Raw genomic sequence first — 21,301 nt, forward strand, 5'->3', positions numbered from 1 at the left:
GAAGAAGCAAGGAGGCCCAATGCCCAAGTTCACGGTGCCAAGAACTGACCACTCCTACACGGACGCCCAGGGAGTGACAATCCACTATTACGTGTGGAAGTCGCCCCATGCCCACGCTGTCCTCCAGCTCACGCACGGCCTCGGCGACCACGCGAGACGCTACGAATACGTGGCTCAAGCGCTCGCGACCGCTGGCTACACCGTCTATGCCGACGATCACCGCGGCCACGGTGCCACCGGGCTCGACCAAAACGACGGCGACAGCAGCAAACTGGGAAAGCTCGGCAAGGGCGGACTGCGGGCAGCAACCGAAAACATCCGAGAGCTCACGACGATCATTCGCGCAGAAAACCCTGACCTGCCGCTTGCTCTTCTCGGCCACTCGTGGGGCTCGCTGATGGTGCAAGACGTGCTCAACAACCATGCAGACGAATACGAGGTCGCGATCCTCACCGGCACGGCGCATCGCACCTTTGCCCACATGAACAGTGGCAACCTGAACGCGCAGCACAAAGACCTCGGAACCACCGGCTACGAATGGTTGAGCCGTGACCCGCAGGTCGCCGAAGATTTCATCAACGATCCGTTGACCTTCTATGCGGATGCCCTCAAGCTCTTCGGTCCCATCGATGGGCTGCGCCTGCTCGGTCGCCCCACTAAGCACATCAAGCGCGATATTCCGCTGCTGATCATGATCGGCGACGAGGATTCGCTTGGCGGTGTTACGAGCATTGAGTGGCTCGCGGCCGACTACGCCACGCGCTCCAAACTGACTGACATGGAAGCAATCGTGTATCCGGGTGCCCGCCACGAAATCTTCAACGAGACCAATAAAGACGAAGTAATCGCCGATCTGGTCGCGTGGTTAGATGTGCGGCTCAAGCCAGCACCGCACAAGGCTGCGTCCAAGGCCGCTGCGCACGAATAATGGCGTCAATTTTCACCGAGATTCTGAACGGTCGCTCGCCAGGTCGCTTTGTGTGGGCGGATGACCGTGTCTTTGCCATTCTCACGATCGAGCCCCGCAGGCCAGGTCATGTGCTCGTCATTCCGCGTCTCGAGGTCGATCGGTGGAGCGACCTCGATGAAGAGTTGGCGATGCACATTTTTCGTGTTGGGCGCCTGATTGGGCTTGCTCAGCGTGAAGAGTGGGATGCCGATCGCGTTGGCCTCATGTTCGAGGGCTATCGGGTTCCGCACGCGCACTTGCACATATGGCCGTCGTGGAATGTGTATGAATACAGTCACACGGGCATCGAACGTTTTCCCGGTGTCGCAGCTCTTGACGATGCGTTCGCGCGGTTGCGAAGCCGAATGATCGCTCACGGTCACGAAGAGTTCGTTCCTCCGCTCGACTGGTCGACTCCATCGGCGGATGCCGCACATTAGGCTGGATTCAGCACAACTAGACAGGGGTGAATGATGCACGGCGAATTCAAGGTACCCGGCGGAAAACTTGTAGTGGTCGATCTCGACGTTGTTGACGACACCATCACCGACTTCCGGCTCGCTGGCGACTTCTTTCTTGAACCCGATGAAGCACTCGCGGCGATCGACAGTGCTGTCAACGGTCTCCCCGCCAACTCCGACGCGAAGTCGATTACGGCGGCGATTCAGCAGTCCCTTCCTGAGGGCACCGTGATGCTCGGCTTCTCGGCCGAATCGGTGGCCACGGCCATCCGTCGCGCTCTTCAACGTGCCACAACGTGGAAAGACTACGAGTGGCAAATTGTGACCGGCCCGCCGCTCGAACCTCGCGTGCAAATGGCAATGGATCAGGTGCTCGCCGACGAGGTAGCGTCCGGTCGCCGCAAGCCCACTTTGCGCATTTGGGAATGGGACAAGCCCGCCGTCGTCATCGGCAGCTTTCAGTCTGTGCGCAATGAGGTCGACCTCGACAATGCCAAGAAGTTTGGTTTCGAGGTCGTGCGACGTATTTCTGGTGGCGGTGCCATGTTCATGGAAGCCGGCACGGTCATCACCTATTCGATCTATGCGCCTGTTGAACTCGTTCACGGCATGACCTTTGCCGACTCGTATGCCTTCCTCGACGAGTGGGTCATTATTGCTCTCAAATCACTGGGCATCGACGCCAGCTATCAACCGCTCAATGACATCGCGAGCCCGACAGGCAAGATCGGAGGGGCCGCCCAAAAACGCCTCGGCGCCGGCGCAGTGCTTCACCACGTCACCATGAGCTACGACATCGATGGCGAAAAAATGGTTCAGGTGCTGCGCATCGGTCGCGAGAAGATGAGCGACAAGGGCACCAAATCGGCAGCAAAGCGCGTTGATCCTCTGCGCAGTCAGACCGGAATGGAACGCTCCGAAATTTTGGACCGCATGGTCGCCACCTTCCGCGGGCTGTACGGACTCACCGAGAGCGAAATCACGAGTGACGAGCTTGCCCGTGCCGAAGAGCTCGTCGTCGAGAAGTTCGGCACCGAAGAGTGGTTGCAGCGCGTTCCGTGAACCCCACCCTTCGCGGCCTGACCCTGTCGCTCACCCTCGCCGCACTCCTCCTTGGTGGCATCGTGGCGTCAGCGGTGCTCGGGCAATTGCCCGTCAGCCCGGCGGAAGTCGGCGGCTCACTCCTGCGGGCCCTGGGTATTCAGAATGACTGGGCACCAACCGACGGAATCGTGGAATCCACGCTCTGGGTAGTGCGATTTCCCCGCATAGCAATGGCCATGGTGGTTGGCGCAGCACTCGCGGTCGCCGGAGCTGTGATGCAAGCCATTTTTGGAAACCCGCTGGCGGAACCTGGGGTGGTTGGGGTGTCATCCGGTGCAGCACTCGGCGCAGCGATCGCCATCGTGGTTGGCGTCGCAGCACTCGGAGATAGTGCAATCGCGCTCTTCGCATTTGTCGGCGGTCTGCTTGCTACCTTGCTGGTGTATTTCGTGTCACGAGCCAACGGGCGCACCGAAGTGGTCACTCTGCTGCTGACCGGTATCGCAGTCAACGCCTTCGCCGGCGCGGGGCTCGCCTTCTTGCTGTTCGTCGCCGACTCCGGCAGCCGTGAACAAATCGTGTTCTGGCAACTGGGGTCTCTCAACGGTTCGCGCTGGAGTGAAGTACTCATCGTCGCCCTCGTCACGGCGATCGGACTTGCCGCTGCCGTTGTTCTTGCGAGGCCGTTCGACCTGCTCTCTCTGGGGGAGCGTAATGCCCGCCACCTCGGCGTCAATGTTGAGCGCCTGCGCATTGTGTCGATCGTGATCGTTGCGCTGCTCACCGGAGTCGCGGTCGCCTTTTGCGGCATCATCGCCTTCGTGGGGCTCGTCGTGCCCCACGCCATGCGGATGGCAATCGGCCCAGCCCACCGCCAACTCATCGTCGCGAGTGCCGTCGGTGGCGGCGTGCTGCTCGTGCTCTCAGACCTCCTCGCCCGTTCGGTAGTGCCAGGCGGAGATCTGCCCATCGGGCTGCTGACCTCACTCGTTGGTGGCCCATTCTTCTTCTACCTCCTGTTCCGTCAGCGCAAACGCAGCGGAGGTTGGGCATGATCAGTGCACGCAACGTCGGAGTCCGCCTCGACTCTCGCGACATCCTCAACGGAGTGAGCCTCGACGTTCAGCGCGGCGAAGTGCTCGCGCTCGTCGGGCCAAACGGTGCCGGAAAGTCGACACTGCTCTCAGTCTTGAGCGGCGAGCGCAAGCCAGACAGCGGAACCGTGACCATTGATGGTCGGGATGTTGGCGGCATCCGTCACGCCGAGCTCGCCCAATTGCGGGCAGTACTCACGCAAGAGAACAGCGTGAGCTTTCCCTTTAGAGTTTCCGAAGTTGTGGCCATGGGTCGCAGCCCGTGGGCACGTTCGCTAGAAAGCCGTGACGACGTCGCCGTCGTGAACGCAGCGCTCGAAGCGACGGATGTTTCCCACCTGGGCGCGCGCCGCTACACAACACTGTCTGGTGGCGAAAAGGCGCGAGTCTCCCTTGCGCGGGTGCTGGCCCAGCACACCCCAGTCGTGTTTCTCGATGAGCCGACAGCGGCCCTTGACCTGCGTCACCAAGAAGATGTCATGCGGGCGGTGAAAGCGATGGCCGCAGAGGACCGCGCCGTTGTTGTGGTGCTGCACGATCTCAGTTTGGCCGGGGCATACTCTGACCGGCTTGCCCTCATTGCCCACGGAAAGCTCGATGCGATCGGCACCCCGAGCGAAGTTCTGACAGCCGAGCGTGTCGAACGCGTCTACGGACTCGCGGTCGACCTGCACGACGTCGGCGGGCATCCGGTCGTCGTCCCTCGGCGTTAAAGCACTGCTCAGTTAGCGGTTGAGCAGGTCGCGATATTCGGGATGTTCGGCGATGAAGTGGCTGATGAACTCGCACTTGGCAACGACGCGCGCTTCGGTTTCGGCGCGCACGAGGTTGAGGGCTCCGCGACCGAGCTCATTTGCGAGACCCTGACCGCGGAACTTGGGGTCGATCTCGGTGTGTACAAAGACGATCGTGTCATCGCGCAACTGGTAGTCAGAGATGCCAGCCTGAACGCCATCAACGAGCAGCTCATAGCGGTGCATTGCTGGGTCGTGGATTACTTCGCTGGCCATAGTTCAAGCCTACTCGCGACGTCAAGGCGCGAGCGTTAGTCGCTGGCACCCTAAACTCGTGTCATGACTTCGACGCCCAGCCCCAACACAGCGAGCTACAGCTACTTGGGGCCTGCCGGAACGTTTACCGAGGCGGCTCTCAAGCAGGTTCCTGAGGCGGTTGGGGCCCACTGGAAAAGTGTCAACAATGTGGGCGAAGCCCTCGACGATGTGACGAGTGGTCGCAGCATAGCCGCGATGATCGCGATCGAGAACTCCATTGATGGGGGCGTCAGCGCCACTCAAGACGCGCTGACGAACATCCCGAATCTGCGCATCCTTGGCGAGTATTTGGTGCCCGTGAATTTCGTGCTCGTTGCTCGGCCCGGCACAACTTTGGCCAGCGTTGGCGTTGTGAACGCGCACCCGGTTGCCTATGGCCAGACGCGGCGTTGGCTTGACACTCACGTGCCAACCCACAGCTACATTCCGGCGAGTTCGAATGTAGCGGCTGCCGCAACGCTGCTTGATAACGAACTGGCGGATGCCGCAATCGCACCCCCCGGCATCACCGAGCACTACCCCCTTGAGGTTTTGGCAGAGAACCTGGCCAACAACCAGAACTCGGTGACGCGCTTCGTTCTCGTCTCGGCGAACACTTCGCTGCCAGAGCCCACCGGAGCAGACAAGACGAGCGTGATTGTGGAGCTGCCAGACAACGCACCAGGCCGACTGCTCGAAATGCTCGAACAGTTTGCCACTCGCGGCGTCAACATGAGTCTCATTGAGTCGCGCCCCATTGGCGACGAATTGGGTCGCTACCGTTTCGTCATTGACCTTGAGGGTCACATCCTCGATGAACGAGTTGCGGATGCCCTGCTCGGCCTTAAGCGTTTCAGCCCCAACGTGATCTTCTTGGGCAGCTACCCGCGCGCCGACAAACTCGCAATAGCGGTGACGCCTCGCTACGGCAATGACGTTTTTGTTGAGGCACGCGATTGGCTTCGAGCAATTACCACGGGCGAACCGTCAGCTACGACAATCGAGCCCTAGGCACCCGCGAGTAGGGCTTCGGCACCCGCACGATCAGTGCCCCGGGGTCGACCCACGCGTGCACTGATTTGGCGAGACCGAATTCGTCGCCATCGAGCTGAAACTCTTCAGGGTTATCGACGATCATGTTGAGGTCGCTGCCTTTTACGTAGCGCACATCACGCACATCTTTCGACAGGTCGATGATTCGTCGGCCAATCACGCTCTTGCGCAGCACGCCGTTCTCCCACGCGATTTTGTTCCAAATGTTGAGCCACCCGAATCGGCCACGGGGAACAAGCGCCGCCATATCGAGGATGCCGTCATCAGGTTGCGCTTCAGGCATCAGCAGCAGGCCACCCGGCAGGGTGCCGCAATTGCCGATAATCACGGTGTGGGCGGTGAGCGAACGGTTGGGGGCGCCGTCGACGCTGTACCGCAGCCGCACCGGTTTGAGCTCGGGGATGGAGCGCGCAATACCGTCAACGTAGGCCAACCAGCCCACAGCCTTTTTGAGTTTCGTACTCGTGTTCTTGATCATCTTCGCATCGAGCCCGAGCCCCGCCATCACCAAGAAGGCGTGCTCTTCATGGTCGTCGTTGTCCCGAACAATTTCGACCATGCCCAGGTCGAGTTGGCGATCCTTGCCGTTGAACGCAATGTCTACGCTGTCCCGGTAGTTGCTCGTTGGCAGGTCAAGGTTGCGGGCGAGAAGGTTGCCGGTGCCTGCCGGTACGACGGCCAACGCAACTCCAGTGCCGCGCAGGGCTTCTGCCACTGCCCGAACTGTGCCATCGCCACCAGCCGCAATCACTACACGTGCGCCGCGACGAATTCCGCTGCCCGTTGCGGACTGTCCGGCATCATCTATCGTGGTGGAAAACCAGAGCGGCGTTGCCCAATCTGCAGCCTTTGCGGCAGCATTTATTGTCTTCTTCAGCTTGGCGAAGTCGACTTTCATGGGGTTGTAAACAACCGCCACTTTGGGCTTCGCAGTTCGGGGCGTGGGCACAGATAAACGCTACGCCATGAATCGGTAGGCTGTAGGGGTGATTGACCCCCAAATTCTCCGAGATAACCCCGACGCTGTGCGGCAATCGCAACGTGCCCGCGGCGCATCCGTTCAGTTGGTTGACGACGCCATCGAAGCAGACCAGAAGCGCCGCGCCAGTATCGGCGAGTTCGAGTCACTCCGGGCTGAGCAGAACAGCTTCGGCAAGAAGGTTGCTCAGGCGCCATCAGAAGAGAAGAAGGCACTCGTCGCTCAGGCGCAGCACTTGTCCGCCAGGGTGAAGGCAGCCCAGCTGGTCGCCACAGAGGCCGAAGCAGAATTCGCGCGCATCGTTGGTGCCCTCGGCAATATTGCTGTGGATGGCGTTCCCGTCGGTGGCGAAGATGACTGGGAGCTTGTTCGCGAAGTGGGCACGCCCGCATCGTTCGATTTTGAGCCCCGTGACCACGCGGACCTCGGCGAGATGCTCGGTGCTATCGACATCCCGCGCGGAGTGAAGGTATCGGGCAGCCGTTTCTACTTCCTCAAGGGGGTCGGCGCACGACTCGAACTTGGGCTCATGAACATGGCCCTCGACCGTGCGATCGCTGGCGGCTTCATCCCGCTCATCACCCCCACCCTTGTTCGTCCAGAAATGATGGCCGGCACAGGTTTCCTCGGTGAGCACGCCGACGAGATCTATTACCTCCCCGCCGACGACCTCTACCTGACCGGTACGAGTGAAGTGGCGCTCGCCGGGTACCACTCCGATGAGATCCTCGACCTCTCGAATGGCCCACTGCGTTACGCGGGTTGGTCAACCTGTTACCGCCGTGAAGCCGGATCTGCAGGCAAAGACAACCGTGGCATCCTGCGCGTTCACCAGTTCAACAAGCTCGAAATGTTCAGCTACGTGCTGCCCGAGAATGCGCAAGAGGAGCACGAACGACTTCTTGCCTTCCAGGAGTCGATGCTGCAGGCGTGTGAGCTCAGCTACCGCGTGATTGATGTTGCCGGTGGTGACCTTGGTTCGAGTGCGGCCCGCAAGTTCGACATTGAGGCTTGGGTTCCGACCCAGGGCGCCTACCGTGAACTGACCTCGACGTCGAACTGCACGACTTATCAGGCGCGCAGGCTCGACATCCGCTACCGCACTGAATCGGGCAAGACTTCGCCGGTCGCGACCCTCAACGGAACTCTCGCAACCACCCGCTGGTTGGTTGCCATTCTCGAAACCCACCAACAGCCCGACGGGTCGGTAGTGGTGCCACAAGCACTGCGTCCCTACCTTGGTGGCCTTGAAATTTTGGAGCCAATCGCGTGACCAACGCAGCACAGAATGACCGCTGGATGATCGCCCTCGACATCGATGGCACTGTGCTGCTCGAGTCAGGCGAAATGAATGATGCCGTCATTGCGGCGGTCGCGAAGGTTCGGGATGCCGGCCACGAAGTTATGTTGGCCACCGGTCGTTCGGTTGCCATGACTCTGCCGATCTTGCGCAAGCTGGGGCTCAAGCCCGAGTACGTCGTGTGCTCTAACGGTGCGATTACGCTCAAGCGGGATCCACTGGGTGAGGGCGGTTACGCTCGCGAGTTTGTCGAGATGTTCAACCCGAGCGAGGTCTTGAAGAGCATCAAAGATCACTTGGGTTCTGCGAACTATGCGGTCGAAGATGCGACAGGCAAGTTCTTTGTCTACGGCGAGTTTCCTGATGGAGCACTCGGCGCGGTCAGCGAGAACGTCGCTTTTGAGGAGCTCGTCAAGGTTCAAGCAACCCGTGTAGTTGTCATCTCGCCGCAACACCAGGTTGACGATTTTCTCGCCGTCGTGGAACGTATGGGCCTTCACAAGGTCAGCTATAACGTCGGCTGGACGGCGTGGCTCGACATCGCGCCCGATGGCGTCAACAAGTCAACGGCGCTCGAAAATGTGCGTTCGCGCCTCGGCATCCCCCGCACCCGCGTGCTCGCCATGGGGGACGGTCGCAACGACATCGACATGCTCGAATGGGCAGCCCTTCACGGTCGCGGCGTTGCTATGGGACAGGCACCGGAAGACGTACTTGCCGCCGCCAATGAGGTCACCGAGAGTGACCTCAACGATGGTGCAGCGTTGGTGCTCGACGCTTTTTAGTCGCGCACGATTTGGGTACCTCTCGACGCTTTTTAGTCGCGCACGATTTGGGTACCTCTCGACGCTTTTTAGTCGCGCACGATTTGGGTACCTCTCGACGCTTTTTAGAGTTCGCTGAGCGCTTCGTCGTAGATTTCCATGGCGCGTGCGACTTCTTCTGGGGTGACGACGGCTGGCGGTACGACGTGGATGCGGTTGTCGGCGATGAATGGCAGTAGTCCGCGCTTGACGAGGGCGCCTTTGATTTTTCCCATGTTTGCGGCGCTGAGGGGTTCGCGGGTGTCGCGGTCGGCGACGAGTTCCATTGCCCAGAAGACGCCGCTGCCGCGTACTTCGCCGATGGAGTCATGTTTGGCGGCGAGGGCGGCGAGCCCGGGGGCGATGTGGTCGCGGCCGATCATGGCGGCGTTTTCGATGATGCCTTCGTCTTCCATGGCGGTGATGGAGGCGACGATGGATGCTGCGGCGAGGGGGTGGCCGGAGTAGGTGAGCCCGCCGGGGAAGACGCGTTCGTCGAAGGTTGTGGCGATCTCGTCGGAGATGATGACGCCGCCGACGGGTACGTAGCCTGAGTTCACGCCTTTGGCGAAGCTGATGAGGTCGGGCTTGATGTCGAAGGCATCGAATGCGAACCAGTTGCCGGTGCGACCGAAACCGCACATGACTTCGTCGAGGATGATGAGGATGCCGTACTTGTCGGCGAGGGCGCGCACTCCAGCTAGGTAGCCGGGTGGGGGCATCAGTACGCCCGCGGTGCCGGGGATTGTTTCGAGCAGGATTGCGGCGATTGACTCTGCACCTTCTGCTTGGATGGTGCGCTCAAGGTGGTGCAGGGCGCGCTCGGATTCTTGTTCGGGGGAGTCGGCCCAGAATTCGGACCGGTATTCGTAGGGGCCGAAGACGTGCACGTGGGCGCGAGCATATTCGTTGGGGATGCGGCGCCAGTCTCCGGTGGCCACAATGGCCGATCCGGTGTTGCCGTGGTACGAGCGGTAGCGCGAGATGATCTTGTCTCGCCCAGTGTGAAGGCGAGCCATCCGGATTGCGTTTTCGTTGGCATCCGCTCCGCCGTTGGTGAAGAACACCTTGTTCATGCCCTCTGGTGCATGGTTGGTGATCTTGTGGGCTGCTTCAGCGCGAATGTTGGTGGCGTGGGCGGGGGCGATGGTCGCCATGATGTCGGCTTGTGCTTTGATGCCCGCGATGACGGCTGGGTGTTGGTGACCGATGTTGACGTTGACGAGTTGGCTCGAGAAGTCGAGGTATTCGTTTCCTTCGTTGTCCCATACGGTGCTGCCGAGGCCTCCCTCGATCACCATGGGCTTGAGTGCGCCTTGCGCCGACCAGGAATGAAACACGTGAGCGCGGTCGAGCGCGACTGTCTCTTCGTTGCTGGGATGGCTAGATGCGGGCGCAGAGTTCATGGGGCACCTTTCGTGGCTGAGGCTAGTACTCAACTATCGCGTTCCATCGCGCACAACATCGTGACATTTTGTATAGCAACATGCTGCATACTCGACATATGGTGAGACGTCGAGCGGAACAGGGCAATTGCTAGTGCTTCCAACAATTGCGTGGCTATTGGGCAGAGAACAACTGCGGCTCAGCGTCGTGAGCGCTCGTCCGGATCTGTTGACGGCCCCCGTCACTTGGGTGCACAGTTCAGACCTTGATGACCCGACCCCATTTCTTAGCAGCGGTAACGTTCTGCTCACCGACGGCGCCCAATTCGGTTTCGGCGCTGATGCCGAGCGCTACAACTACGACGCGTATGTCGAGCGCCTCGTCGCTGCAGAGATTGTTGGTTTGGGCTTCGCGACCCACTTTCTGCATCAGGGAATGCCGTCAGGCCTTGCCGTGGCCTGCGAGCGTGCCGGGCTTCCTCTTATTGCTGTTCCCGACCGCGTTCCTTTCATTGCGGTCATCCGTGAGGTTGCCGACCAGATCGCTGCCGAACGCAGCGTGCGCATGGAGTGGTCGATCTCTGCGCATAAGGCGATCTCTCGGGCGGCTCTCAAGCCCACTGGGTTGCGTTCGACGCTCGTCGAACTGGAACGTCAACTCTCGTGTTGGGTCGGGTTATTCGATGCGGCCGGCGCTCCTCTTCTTGTGCCCTCGCAGCAACCATCCGCTGATCGTTTTGCGGCACCGGTGCGGGATGAGGTGGCTCGGGCTCTGCGAAAGGGGCGCCGGTCATCCACAAGTCTCACGCTCGATGCTGGGCAGGTGACTATTCAGACGTTCGGCCAGAGCGGGCAGTTGCGTGGCGCATTGGCTTTGGGTCGGGGGGTTCCGCTTGACCGTGCGGAGAATGAGCTCGTGACCAGTGTGATCGCGTTGGCGACTTTGGCGCTGGAACAAAACCGCGAGCTCGACACTACGCGCGGCCAACTGCGTTCGGCGCTGCTCGAGTTGATGCTCGCCGGCAACGTCACGGTCGCCCACTCCACAGCGCAGGATGTCTGGGGCTCTGTGCCAGCGGAACCTCTCTCCGTAATCGTGATCGCGCGGCAGGTGCGCAGCCATTATGTTCTCGATGCGCTCGAGTCATTGGCGCTCGACAGCGACGGACACGTGTTCTTTGCAGAGCGTGATGACACCATCGTCGTCATCGTCGGAGACGGCAGCGAGCACCAGCAGGTCACGCAACTCATCGACGACCATGCGCTCGCTGCCGGGAGCGTCGCCGCTGACTACGCCGAGCTTGCGACTGGCCTCAGGCAAGCATCCGATGCGCTCGCCGCCGGAGGTGGGCGCGCTGGCCTCACCGATTTCGCGAACATTGCTGAAACGGGGATGCTCGGGGTGCTGCAGGCGGCAGGTGCTGAGCATGTGGCGCAGCGAGTGCTCACGAAACTCATCACTTTCGATGCCGAACATTCGACGGCTCTCGTGGATACGTTGGGCTCGTGGCTCGCGAATGATTGTTCGTGGGGTGCCACCGCCGCGAAACTGGGTGTTCACCGCCACACGGTTCGGGCGCGCATCGACCAGGCGGCGGGCATCCTGAACCTCGACCTTGAATCGTTTGAGGGTCGCCTTGAAGTGTGGGCAGCGTTGAGGTTGCGGGCCTAACGCCGATTAACCCCCATTTCGAGCCTTCTAGCCTGCCGTTCAGGTAGACCGTGCGGGCATCAGATACACTCTGATCTTGCGCTATGCAGGGAGGGCTGTCCGAGCGGCCGATGGAGCCAGTCTTGAAAACTGGTGGGCAGAGATGTCTCGTGGGTTCGAATCCCACGCCCTCCGCACTGCGTGTCATGTTGTGTATCCGGTGGTTGAAAGGGGAGTGCGATGAGTGAACTTCGTCCACGCTCAGAGTTGCGTTCGCGCTCTGTTGCTCGCACTGGCTCAAAAGAAGCGCCCACGGTGCAGGGTTTGGCACGACACGGTCGGTTGAAGAAGCCGGGCCCGTGGGGAACAATCGCCAAGATTGTCTCCGCTTCACTCGCCGTATTACTGGTGAGTGGTGCGGCGGTTGGTGCTGTCGCTTTTGACAGCATTTACGGTCAGCGCGACACCATTACTCTCGTCGGTGAAACTGAGGGTCCTCCGCCGCAGATCGGCAGCTATGAGGGTGGATTCAATATTCTTATCGCCGGTAGCGATACGCGTGAAGGTCAGGGCGGCATCGGCGGCTCAACGCGAGACGCGTCGGGTGAACTCAACGACGTCAACATGATTTTGCATGTTGCGGCAGACCGCCAGTCTGCGGTGGCAATCAGCTTCCCGCGCGACATGGTGATGGGCATCCCCGAATGCCCCAGCCTTGATGGCGACTACAACAAGTACTACTCAACGGAGCCTCTCAACACTGCGCTTTCGTATGGTGGTCTTCCCTGTGTTGCTCTCACGCTCTCAGAATTCACCGGCCTCGATATTCAGTTCGCCGGAATCATCACCTTCAACGGCGTTATCGAGATGACCAACGCAATCGGCGGTGTCGATGTGTGTATTGATGGCCCGCTCGTTGACCCGTACACGGGAATCGACCTTCCCGAAGCTGGCACCTACAACTTGAAGGGCTGGAAGGCTCTCGCGTTCCTTCGCTCACGTCACGGTGTTGGTGATGGCAGCGACCTGACACGCATCAGCTCGCAGCAGGTCTACCTTTCGTCAATGGTGCGCACACTCAAGAGCGCTGAGACCCTCGGCGACTACAAAAAGGTTTACAACCTTGCGGATGCCGCAATCACCAACATGCAGTTGTCCAAGGGACTAGCCGACGTACCAACGATGGTCTCGATCGCTTTGGCGCTCAAAGACATCCCGCTGGAATCCATTCAGTTTGTGCAGTACCCAGGCACAACCGGTGGCACCGGGGTGTACGACGGCAAAGTTCAGCCCAATCAGTACGTCGGCGACAAGATGATGGCGCTGATCTCATCAGATAGCCCATTCACGCTCGCAGACTCAACTGACGGTCAGGGTGCGGTTCTCGACCCGAACGCCCCCGTCGCCGAGCCTGCACCTGAAGCAACCGGCGATTCGACTGCGGCTCCCACAGTGGATCCTGAAGTTATCGACGTTCGTGGACAGAGTGCCGCAACGTACAGCTGCTCGGTCACCAACTACTACTAAAAGCAGTTCCTTCGCAGTTCTCAGATCAATTTGATACAACTTCAGTGATGAGCGAATCTCGCTAGGAGTTCGCTATAGCGCTGCCGTTGCGGCACCGATCACGAGGATGAGACCTGCGGGTGAAGAAAACGCTATCTATTTCGCCGACGGCCGATGAATCCCACCGGGAATTATTGAATTGGGTGGGCGAAGAGGCTGAGAACTGTGAGAGCAGAGTCGATGCCGCTCTCAACTTTGCGCGATCCTTAGGACGTCGACTGCCGTTTCCTGGCGAAGGTTCTACAAGCGTGCTGTGGAGCGCGCTCGCTACGATCGGGGCGGTGGATCTCACGGTGGCGCGAGCTGTGGAGCCCCATCTTGATGCGCTTGCCATCCTTGATCAGGCGGTTATCGGTGACACGGGCAGCATCGGCGTGGATGAGGGCAGCACGTGGGGTGTGTTCGCCGCTGAATCACCCGACTTTAGCCTCAGGGCTGAATGTGTCGACGGCAGTTGGATGCTGTCTGGCACCAAAGCGTGGTGCTCTTTGGCGGGCTCCGTTAGTCATGCGCTCGTGACGGCATTCACCGGACCCTCCACTCGGCGACTTTTTGCTGTTTCCTTGCGACAAACAGGGGTTGTTGTCGAGGAAGGCGCTTGGCATGCTCGCGGCCTCGTGGCCATCCAGAGCGGCAACGTCGCCTTTTCTGCCGCCTCCGCCGTCCCCGTTGGGGAAGACGCGTGGTACTTGGAGCGCCCGGGATTCGCGTGGGGAGCAATGGGTGTCGCCGCCTGTTGGTGGGGCGGAGCTGTCGGAGTCGCTCGGCACGCTTTTGCGTTGAGTGGCGTTCGTGAGCCTGACCAAATTGCTCAGATGCACCTCGGCGCTCTGGATCTGGCGCTCTATTCGTCGCGGATCGCACTGGCAGAGTCTGCTAACGCTGTCGATAACGTAGAGCTCAGCCGCAGCGCCGCAACCATCATGAGCACTCGCGTCCGTGCGCGTGTCGCTCGGGATGTTGATGAGGTGATGGAACGCGTCGGGCACGCCTTGGGGCCGGCGCCGCTCGCGCTCGACGAGGAACACGCCCGTCGAGTAGCGGACCTCCAGTTGTATGTGCGCCAACATCATGCCGAGCGGGATTATGCGCGACTCGGTAGCAAGGTGCTCGCTGATCGGTCCTTCGAGTGGTGACGTTTGACCACCGTGATCCGGGTACGCCCGAAGTGCAGTGGATCTCGAGCTCCCTCTGGAGCGACGTCGGTGAATTCCACGTGGAGGGGATCGACCGGCTAATCGTCGTCTCCGCTCACCCGGATGACGAAACGTTGGGGGTCGCCGGACTCATGCGGCGAGTTGCCACCGCGGGCGGACGGGTTCAGCTCATTCTCGCGACGGACGGCGAAGGCTCGCATCCGGCATCGCCGACTCGGAGCGATGCCGAACTGCGTTCGTGGAGAGCCGCGGAAATTGAGCGGGCGATTGAGCTGGTTGCCCCAGAAACCTCGATCGTGCGCCTGGGGCTTCGGGATGGCGCACTCAGAGATGAGACTGGCGCGCTCCGCGACGGCATCGTGGGCGCGCTCGCCTCAGGTCAGGGGAGAACCCTCATCGCGGCAACGTGGCGCGGAGATGGGCACGGCGACCACAGGGTGGTCGGCGAGATCTGCGCCGATGTCGCCCGCGCGCATGGTGTGTCCCTTGTCGAATACCCAATCTGGCTGTGGCACTGGTCATCGCCAGAGGACCCTCGTACACCGTGGTCTGACTTGCGCACGATGACCCTTACTGCTGATGAGCGAGACGCTAAGCGCCGCGCGATAGCGGCCCACGAGAGCCAGATCTCTCCGCTCTCAGAACGTGAAGGTGACGAGGCGATTCTTCGTCCTGAATTTGTAGAACATTTCGAACGGCCAATGGAGGCATATGTGATCACTGAGCGCGAGCCGAGTAATGACGGAACGCTCACGCGAGAATTTTTTGACGAGTTCTACGCCGGCAAAACCGATCCGTGGGGATTTGAATCTCGGTGGTACGAGCAACGGAAGCGTGATCTAACGCTGGCGAGCTTGCCGAGAGAGCGCTTCGCGAATGCGCTGGAGTTGGGATGCTCCATAGGGGTATTGAGCGCGCACCTCGCACAGAGATGCGACGCCCTCTTGGCAACTGAGATTGCACTCGCGCCATTAGAGATTGCGCGTCAACGATTAGCGGAGCATCCGCACGTCACGTTTCGGCACGTTGAGAGCGCTGAAGAGTGGCCGGACGGAACGTACGATCTGATCGTGATGTCTGAGGTTGGATACTATTTCGATTCGGATGCTCTCGATCGAGTTCTCTCGCGGGTCACCAAGAGTCTCGCGCCCGCTGGAGTATTGGTCGTCTGCCACTGGAGGCATGAAGTCGCGGACTACCCGCTCGGCGGAGACGAGGTGCACGCCAGGCTCGGCGCCCTCAAGTCGCTGGAGCGATTTGTCAGTCACGTCGAAGAGGACTTTCTGCTTGACGTTTTCAGCCTGCGCCCCGCGCGCTCGGTCGCTCGCGAAACAGGCCTCCTGTGAGCGCGCGGATCTCCGGGATTGGCGTTGTCGTTCCGGCCAAAGATGAGGACGAGCTCTTGGGCGCTGCGCTGGCAGCTCTTGCTGCGGCACGTGCCAGCATGAGGGCCATCGACGCTCGCGAGCGGCCGTGGGTCCGCGTGATCCTCGTCTTGGATGACTGCGCCGATGAGTCCGCTGCAATAGCCTCGCAGTGGAATGACGTCGAAGTTCTTGCGGTGAATTATGGCGCCGTGGGCGCAGCTCGCCGACACGGCATCCATCACTTGCTCAGCACCACGCGCACTCCGGACTCTGAGGTATGGATCGCCAACACCGACGCGGACTCGCAAGTGCCAGCTAACTGGCTGAGCGAACAGTGGAAGATCGCCCAGAGCGGTGCCGAGGTCATGATCGGAACCGTGCGGCCAGATTTCAACGACCTCAGTGACGAGAAGCGGAGTCGCTGGCTGGCTACGCATGTGCCCGGTGAAGCGAATGGTCACGTGCACGGCGCGAATCTTGGCTTTCGAGCCGATTGCTATCGAGAAGCTGGTGGCTTTACCCCGGTTACTGAACACGAAGATGTGCGCCTCGTGGAGGCACTGAACGCAATAGGGGCGCGTTCAGTGACAACAGATGAGTGTTGCGTTCTCACTTCGGGGCGAGAGTATGGTCGCACCCCGGGTGGCTATGCGTCCCACTTGCGAGAGCGTCTGTGAGGGGCGGGAACGACGTGGCAAAGCCGGCGCCGTCGCCGACGGTTAATCGGATGGCAATCTCGGTTCGTCGTATGGCCTATGACAAGTTATGATTGCTGAGTACGTCTGGAGACGTCGCATAGTCCGGCCTAGTGCACCACCCTGCTAAGGTGGAGTACCCGTAAGGGTACCGAGAGTTCAAATCTCTCCGTCTCCGCCATTTGTTCTTTTCGCGGAATGATTCTTGGCCACCAGTGTGTTGGCTTTGAGGATGACTATTCTGCCGCGCACCCTGGTTCCTGCCCTTTCACTGCCCGTTGTTCAGGGTGGCACCACCGACGATCTCGCTCTCGGTTCCGGCGTTGATGGCCGCTTTACGCTCATCGTTTTTTACCGTGGGCTGCACTGCCCGCTGTGCCGAAAGCAGCTCCGCGAAATTGACGACAGCATGGATGAGCTGCGTGAGGCCGGTGTCGGACGCGTTGTTGCGATCAGCATGGACACTCTCAAGCGCGCAACGATATCCGTTGATGACTGGGAACTCACGCAGCTACCCATCGCCCACGGACTCACAGAAGAGCAAGCGCGCCAGTGGGGGCTCTTCATCTCTAGTGGCTTCAAGAAGGGCGAACCGGAACGCTTTAGTGAATCGGGAATCTTCGTTCTCGACTCCGATAACACGATGTTCTGGAGCAACATTTCGAGCATGCCGTTTGGTCGCATGCCCGTGAAGGCGATCATTCATGGCCTCGAGTACGTCACCGAAAACGGATACCCGGCGCGCGGAACTGTCGCGCACTAGCTCTCCCGTTGTCGCGGCCGCAATTCGGCACCGCATCCAGAGACTAGGCTCGGGCACTATGGCAGCTGGCTCAACTATTCACACCTTCACGGTTCAACTGGCGGATGTGGATCGCGGGGTCTACGGCGACTTCACGCTTCGAGTCGCGCGTCATCCGTCAGAAACTGACCTCTATATGGTGACGCGGTTGATGGCGTACTGCCTCGAATACGAGGAAGGAATCGCCTTCAGCGAGGGAGTCTCGTCGACCGACGAGCCCGCCGTGCTTGTCCGGGATCTCACCGGAACCATCACCGCGTGGATCGAAGTGGGTGCCCCCGATGCTGCCCGGCTGCACTACGGAAGCAAACTCGCCGATCGGGTCGCCGTCTATACGCACCGCGATCCGGTGAAGGTGTCTGCGGCGTGGGCCGGCAAGAAAATCCACCAGGCCGATGCCATTACCTTGCGCAGTTTCGAGCCTGGCTTCATTGAGGGGGCCGTCGCTGGCCTCGAGCGACGCAATTCGGTCACACTGTCGGTCACCGAGGGCCAGCTCTACTTAGAACTCAACGGCATGACATTATCGTCGGCGATTCAGGATCAGGGGATCACGTAGATCCTCTAGGCCAACTGTCATCGCCGAGGTGTGGAACACCGCACTCGGCTGTCTAGCGGTGTTGCCCCACTCTGGCCTCTGAAGCGCAGCGAATATACTTGCACTTCGAGGGAATCGGCACGCGTCGATTCGCCAGACGCAGGGGGAATGAGTCGACCGTCATGATCGAGTTCCAGAACGTCACCAAAAGGTTTCCCGATGGCACTCTCGCTGTCGAAGACTTCTCTCTCGTGCTTCCCTCGAACAAGGCAACGGTGTTCGTCGGTTCTTCGGGCTCGGGAAAGACAACTCTCCTTCGCATGATCAACCGGATGGTCGACCCGACATCCGGCACAGTCCTGATCGATGGTGAAGACATTTCGGGGCTGAACCCGGTTGAGCTTCGCCGGCGGATCGGTTACGTGCTCCAAGCTATCGGCCTCCTCCCGCACCGCCGAGTAGTCGACAACATCGCTTCCGTGCCGCGCCTGAACGGGGTGCCGAAGCGAGTGGCTCGGGCGAATGCGCTTACCTTGCTCGATGCGGTTGGACTCGACCGATCCTTGGCCGAGCGATATCCAGACCAACTTTCGGGCGGTCAACAGCAGCGAGTGGGAGTTGCGCGCGCTTTGGCGAGCGACCCCGACATCCTTCTCATGGATGAGCCGTTCGGCGCGGTTGACCCGATCGTGCGAGCTGAACTTCAGGTCGAACTCAACCGGCTGCAGCGTGAGCTCGGCAAGACAACCGTGTTCGTCACCCACGACATTGATGAAGCTTTCGCGATCGCCGATCAGGTCGTGATCTTGCGCAGTGGAGGGGTGATTGCGCAGGTGGGAACCCCCGCCGAAATCCTGTCGCAGCCTGCAGATGATTTCGTCGCGACATTCATTGGTGCCGATAAAGGAAAGCGCACCCTTCATTTGCAGCGTCGCGAAGGAGACAACGCGACACTCATCGTCGACGGCGATGGGCGTCCCGCGGGAATTCTCGCGGACGAGCTTTGAGGGCTGAACGATGAGTTGGTTCATCGACAACTTCGGTCTCATCGCGAGACTCACGGGCAACCATGTTGCTCTCAGCATCGTGCCAATCATTCTCGGATTCGCGATTGCGGTGCCGCTCGGTTGGGTTGCCAATCGCTGGGCGGCGTTGCGGTCGATTGTGATCGCCGGGGGAAGTTTGCTCTACACAATCCCGTCCCTTCCCCTCTTCGTGATGTTGCCTTACGTCCTCGGAACACGCATTACGGATGACCGAAACATCGTTGTCGCACTGACGATCTACGCGGTTGCCATGATGGTTCGCACAGCGGCGGATGCGCTAGCAGCGGTGCCCGCCGAGACGATCCAGGCGGCCACCGCTATGGGCTACTCCACCTGGAACCGCTTCTGGCTTGTTGAGTTACCTCTCGCTGGCCCTGTTCTTCTCGCGGGCCTTCGGGTAGTTTCCGCCAGCACGATCGCGCTTGTTTCTGTGGGGGCAATCATCGGCTCAGCGAACCTCGGCTATTTATTCACGAACGGAAAGCAACGTGACTTCCTTGAGGAGATCATCATTGGCATCGTGGCGAGCCTCGTCATCGCTCTCGTTTTCGACGTCGTGCTTGTTCAGCTGGGTCGCCTCTTGATGCCGTGGAAGCGGCGACGTGGCGGAAGTCAGCCCCAGAATCGCGTTCCAGTCGAGCGGGTGGTCTGACCCATGCAATTCTTCATTGACGCTATTCGCTGGTTGTTAGACCCCGCTAACTACGCTGCGGGGGCACAGAGCCCACTGCCGATTCAGGATCGACTAGCCGAGCACTTGTTGTACACCGTTGTAGCGGTCGCGATCGCAGCGGTTATTGCGCTTCCCCTCGGTTTCTATATTGGGCACACGGGGCGCGGGCGCCAGTTCGTCATCGCCTTTACGGGCGGCATGCGGGCGCTGCCGACGTTGGGCTTACTGATGGCGCTGTTCGTCATTGTAGGTGCGACGGTGCCATTCACTCGGGCTGCCTTTGTCGCCTCCATCATCGCGTTAGTCATCTTGGCTATTCCCTCGATACTCGCGGGAGCGTACGCGGGAATCGAATCGGTCGACAGCCAGACGGTTGATGCAGGCCGAGCGAGCGGCATGACCGAGTTGCAAGTGCTCACGCAGATCGAAATACCGCTCTCGCTTCCGCTCATTATTGGTGGGATCCGCGCATCCACATTGCAGGTTATTGCGACGGCGGTGATTGCCTCTTACATCTCACTCGGTGGACTCGGCACGATCATTTCGAGCGGAATTGGACTCAACGACAACGAGCGGATTCTCGGCGGTGCCATTCTCGTCACGGTACTGGCGCTCGTCGTTGATGGGGTCTTCGCGCTGATTCAGCAACTCACGAGACGGCGCGGGTCTTCCGATACGCGCCGAAACAAAAAACACGTCCGCGGGCGGTCAAACGGACCGGTCGCGGTGGCGGCAACATCCGCCAACGAAGGGAAAAACTAATGTTCGCAGCACACAAAGCGGCCCGGCTCACCACCGCGGTCATCGCCGCAGGGGCGCTGGTGGCACTGGCCGGATGCGCCACTTCTGACCCGACGGGCGCCTCATCGGATGAGACAACGACAGACACCAAGATCATCGTCGGCTCATTTGCTTTCCCCGAAAGCGAGATCCTCGGAAACATTTATGCGCTCGCCCTCGAGAACGCTGGCTACGAGGTAGAGACCAAGTTCAACCTCGGACCGCGACAGACCACGATTCCTGCTCTGGAAGATGGCTCGATCAGCCTCATGCCCGAGTACAACGGAAACCTCCTGTTCTTCTATGACACGGAGAACACCGCCCGAAGCACAGAGGACGTAGACGCCGCGCTCGAAACCATCGTGCCCGACGGATTCCAAGTGCTCAGCTCGTCTCCCGCTCAAGACAAGGACGCCTACGTCGTCACTCAAGAGCTTGCAGATCAAGAGGGGCTCGTTTCGATCGCGGATCTGAAGAAGATCGAACCATTCAGCCTGGGGGCGAGCCCGCAGTTTGCGGAGCTTCCCTATGGAATCCCGGGCCTAGAAGCGGCCTACGGCGTCAGCGACGTGACTTTCGTTCCCATCGAAGACTTCGGCGGGCCAGACACGGTGAAGGCTCTCGTCGACGACGCAGTGCAGGTGGCCGATATCTACACGACGTCTCCTGATCTCGTCGCGAAGAAGCTCTTGGTGCTCGAAGATCCCGAGAACCTGATTGCCGCGCAGAACGTAGTGCCGTTGCTCAACTCGAGTATCTACAGCGATGACCTCGCTCAGGTATTAGACGAGATCTCGGCCGCTCTCACCACCGATGATCTGATCGCACTGCGGGATCGCGTCGAGGGCTCCGAAAAGGCCCAGGCTGCCGTGGCGGCCAAGGACTGGCTCACCGAGAAGGGTCTGCTTAACTAACTCATTGTGGGGC

Annotated in this window: 22 protein-coding genes and 2 tRNA genes; 21 read left to right on the forward strand and 3 right to left on the reverse strand. The window is 60.2% G+C overall.

All coding sequences use genetic code 11. The annotated features are described in order from the left end of the window. The first annotated feature begins 19 nt into the window (after positions 1–19). The 5 genes from AC1ENN_RS00815 to AC1ENN_RS00835 are packed head-to-tail and all read left to right on the forward strand — an operon-like array spanning position 20 to position 4,261. A complete protein-coding gene (locus tag AC1ENN_RS00815) occupies positions 20–928 on the forward strand; it encodes an alpha/beta hydrolase (RefSeq protein ID WP_480406393.1) in 909 nt (302 codons plus the stop codon). Next, a complete protein-coding gene (locus AC1ENN_RS00820) occupies positions 928–1,389 on the forward strand; it encodes an HIT family protein (protein ID WP_480391597.1) in 462 nt (153 codons plus the stop codon). Before AC1ENN_RS00815 ends, AC1ENN_RS00820 begins: the two co-directional genes overlap by 1 nt. Before the next feature lie 33 nt (positions 1,390–1,422). After that, entirely contained in the window at positions 1,423–2,472 is a 1,050-nt protein-coding gene (gene lplAB / locus AC1ENN_RS00825) for a lipoate-protein ligase LplAB (RefSeq protein ID WP_480406962.1), read from the forward strand. Then, positions 2,451–3,509 (forward strand): FecCD family ABC transporter permease, encoded by a 1,059-nt coding sequence (locus AC1ENN_RS00830; RefSeq protein WP_449648073.1) that lies wholly within the window; start codon positions 2,451–2,453, stop codon positions 3,507–3,509. The genes lplAB and AC1ENN_RS00830 overlap by 22 nt, the downstream gene beginning before the upstream one ends. Further along, entirely contained in the window at positions 3,506–4,261 is a 756-nt protein-coding gene (locus tag AC1ENN_RS00835; RefSeq protein WP_480406394.1) for a heme ABC transporter ATP-binding protein, read from the forward strand. The genes AC1ENN_RS00830 and AC1ENN_RS00835 overlap by 4 nt, the downstream gene beginning before the upstream one ends. A 12-nt stretch (positions 4,262–4,273) precedes the next feature. Here AC1ENN_RS00835 and AC1ENN_RS00840 read toward each other — a convergent pair whose 3' ends face one another. After that, on the reverse strand, positions 4,274–4,558 hold the full coding sequence (locus AC1ENN_RS00840) for a GNAT family N-acetyltransferase (protein WP_449648075.1): 285 nt from the start codon (positions 4,556–4,558) through the stop codon (positions 4,274–4,276). Positions 4,559–4,621: 63 nt separating this feature from the next. Between AC1ENN_RS00840 and pheA the strand changes: the two genes are divergently transcribed. Beyond that, complete coding sequence (pheA, locus tag AC1ENN_RS00845) at positions 4,622–5,590, forward strand: prephenate dehydratase (RefSeq protein WP_480406395.1); 969 nt, start codon at positions 4,622–4,624, stop codon at positions 5,588–5,590. Here the strand turns inward: pheA and AC1ENN_RS00850 are convergent. Further along, a complete protein-coding gene (locus AC1ENN_RS00850) occupies positions 5,571–6,581 on the reverse strand; it encodes a diacylglycerol/lipid kinase family protein (RefSeq protein ID WP_480406396.1) in 1,011 nt (336 codons plus the stop codon). The two genes, pheA and AC1ENN_RS00850, sit on opposite strands and share 20 nt — an antisense overlap. A 37-nt stretch (positions 6,582–6,618) precedes the next feature. On the opposite strand from AC1ENN_RS00850, the gene serS reads away from it, so the two are divergent. Then, positions 6,619–7,884, forward strand: a complete 1,266-nt coding sequence (serS, locus tag AC1ENN_RS00855; protein ID WP_480406397.1) for a serine--tRNA ligase — start codon at positions 6,619–6,621, stop codon at positions 7,882–7,884. Beyond that, the gene (locus AC1ENN_RS00860) at positions 7,881–8,696 is read left to right on the forward strand and encodes an HAD family hydrolase (protein ID WP_449648079.1); all 816 of its coding nucleotides are present in this window, start codon (positions 7,881–7,883) and stop codon (positions 8,694–8,696) included. The genes serS and AC1ENN_RS00860 overlap by 4 nt, the downstream gene beginning before the upstream one ends. Before the next feature lie 104 nt (positions 8,697–8,800). Here AC1ENN_RS00860 and AC1ENN_RS00865 read toward each other — a convergent pair whose 3' ends face one another. Next, positions 8,801–10,120 carry an aspartate aminotransferase family protein gene (locus AC1ENN_RS00865; RefSeq protein ID WP_449648080.1) on the reverse strand — a complete coding sequence of 440 codons (1,320 nt, stop codon included), beginning with the start codon at positions 10,118–10,120 and terminating at the stop codon, positions 8,801–8,803. 133 nt (positions 10,121–10,253) lie between these two features. Between AC1ENN_RS00865 and AC1ENN_RS00870 the strand changes: the two genes are divergently transcribed. The 13 genes from AC1ENN_RS00870 to AC1ENN_RS00930 all read left to right on the forward strand — a co-directional run bounded on the left by AC1ENN_RS00870 (position 10,254) and on the right by AC1ENN_RS00930 (position 21,288). Further along, entirely contained in the window at positions 10,254–11,771 is a 1,518-nt protein-coding gene (locus AC1ENN_RS00870; RefSeq protein ID WP_449648081.1) for a PucR family transcriptional regulator, read from the forward strand. A gap of 89 nt (positions 11,772–11,860) precedes the next feature. After that, positions 11,861–11,945, forward strand: a tRNA-Ser gene (locus tag AC1ENN_RS00875). A gap of 45 nt (positions 11,946–11,990) precedes the next feature. Continuing rightward, entirely contained in the window at positions 11,991–13,277 is a 1,287-nt protein-coding gene (locus AC1ENN_RS00880) for an LCP family protein (protein ID WP_449648082.1), read from the forward strand. Positions 13,278–13,564: 287 nt separating this feature from the next. After that, complete coding sequence (locus tag AC1ENN_RS00885) at positions 13,565–14,452, forward strand: acyl-CoA dehydrogenase (protein WP_449648083.1); 888 nt, start codon at positions 13,565–13,567, stop codon at positions 14,450–14,452. Beyond that, positions 14,446–15,819 carry a PIG-L family deacetylase gene (locus tag AC1ENN_RS00890; protein ID WP_480406398.1) on the forward strand — a complete coding sequence of 458 codons (1,374 nt, stop codon included), beginning with the start codon at positions 14,446–14,448 and terminating at the stop codon, positions 15,817–15,819. The genes AC1ENN_RS00885 and AC1ENN_RS00890 overlap by 7 nt, the downstream gene beginning before the upstream one ends. Next, positions 15,816–16,517: a glycosyltransferase family 2 protein gene (locus tag AC1ENN_RS00895; RefSeq protein ID WP_480406399.1), complete on the forward strand. Its 702-nt coding sequence runs from the start codon at positions 15,816–15,818 to the stop codon at positions 16,515–16,517. The genes AC1ENN_RS00890 and AC1ENN_RS00895 overlap by 4 nt, the downstream gene beginning before the upstream one ends. A 107-nt stretch (positions 16,518–16,624) precedes the next feature. Beyond that, positions 16,625–16,716: transfer RNA gene (locus tag AC1ENN_RS00900), tRNA-Ser, on the forward strand. A gap of 51 nt (positions 16,717–16,767) precedes the next feature. Further along, on the forward strand, positions 16,768–17,298 hold the full coding sequence (locus AC1ENN_RS00905; protein WP_449648086.1) for a redoxin domain-containing protein: 531 nt from the start codon (positions 16,768–16,770) through the stop codon (positions 17,296–17,298). A gap of 58 nt (positions 17,299–17,356) precedes the next feature. Continuing rightward, positions 17,357–17,896: a YaeQ family protein gene (locus AC1ENN_RS00910; protein WP_480406400.1), complete on the forward strand. Its 540-nt coding sequence runs from the start codon at positions 17,357–17,359 to the stop codon at positions 17,894–17,896. 161 nt (positions 17,897–18,057) lie between these two features. Next, a complete protein-coding gene (locus AC1ENN_RS00915) occupies positions 18,058–18,882 on the forward strand; it encodes an ABC transporter ATP-binding protein (RefSeq protein ID WP_449648088.1) in 825 nt (274 codons plus the stop codon). Positions 18,883–18,892: 10 nt separating this feature from the next. Further along, complete coding sequence (locus AC1ENN_RS00920; RefSeq protein ID WP_449648089.1) at positions 18,893–19,573, forward strand: ABC transporter permease; 681 nt, start codon at positions 18,893–18,895, stop codon at positions 19,571–19,573. 3 nt (positions 19,574–19,576) lie between these two features. After that, a complete protein-coding gene (locus AC1ENN_RS00925; RefSeq protein WP_449648090.1) occupies positions 19,577–20,356 on the forward strand; it encodes an ABC transporter permease in 780 nt (259 codons plus the stop codon). Further along, positions 20,356–21,288 carry an ABC transporter substrate-binding protein gene (locus AC1ENN_RS00930; RefSeq protein WP_449648091.1) on the forward strand — a complete coding sequence of 311 codons (933 nt, stop codon included), beginning with the start codon at positions 20,356–20,358 and terminating at the stop codon, positions 21,286–21,288. The genes AC1ENN_RS00925 and AC1ENN_RS00930 overlap by 1 nt, the downstream gene beginning before the upstream one ends. The last annotated feature ends 13 nt before the right edge of the window (positions 21,289–21,301 follow it).

This window comes from Rhodoglobus sp. G.S.23, assembly GCF_056675935.1.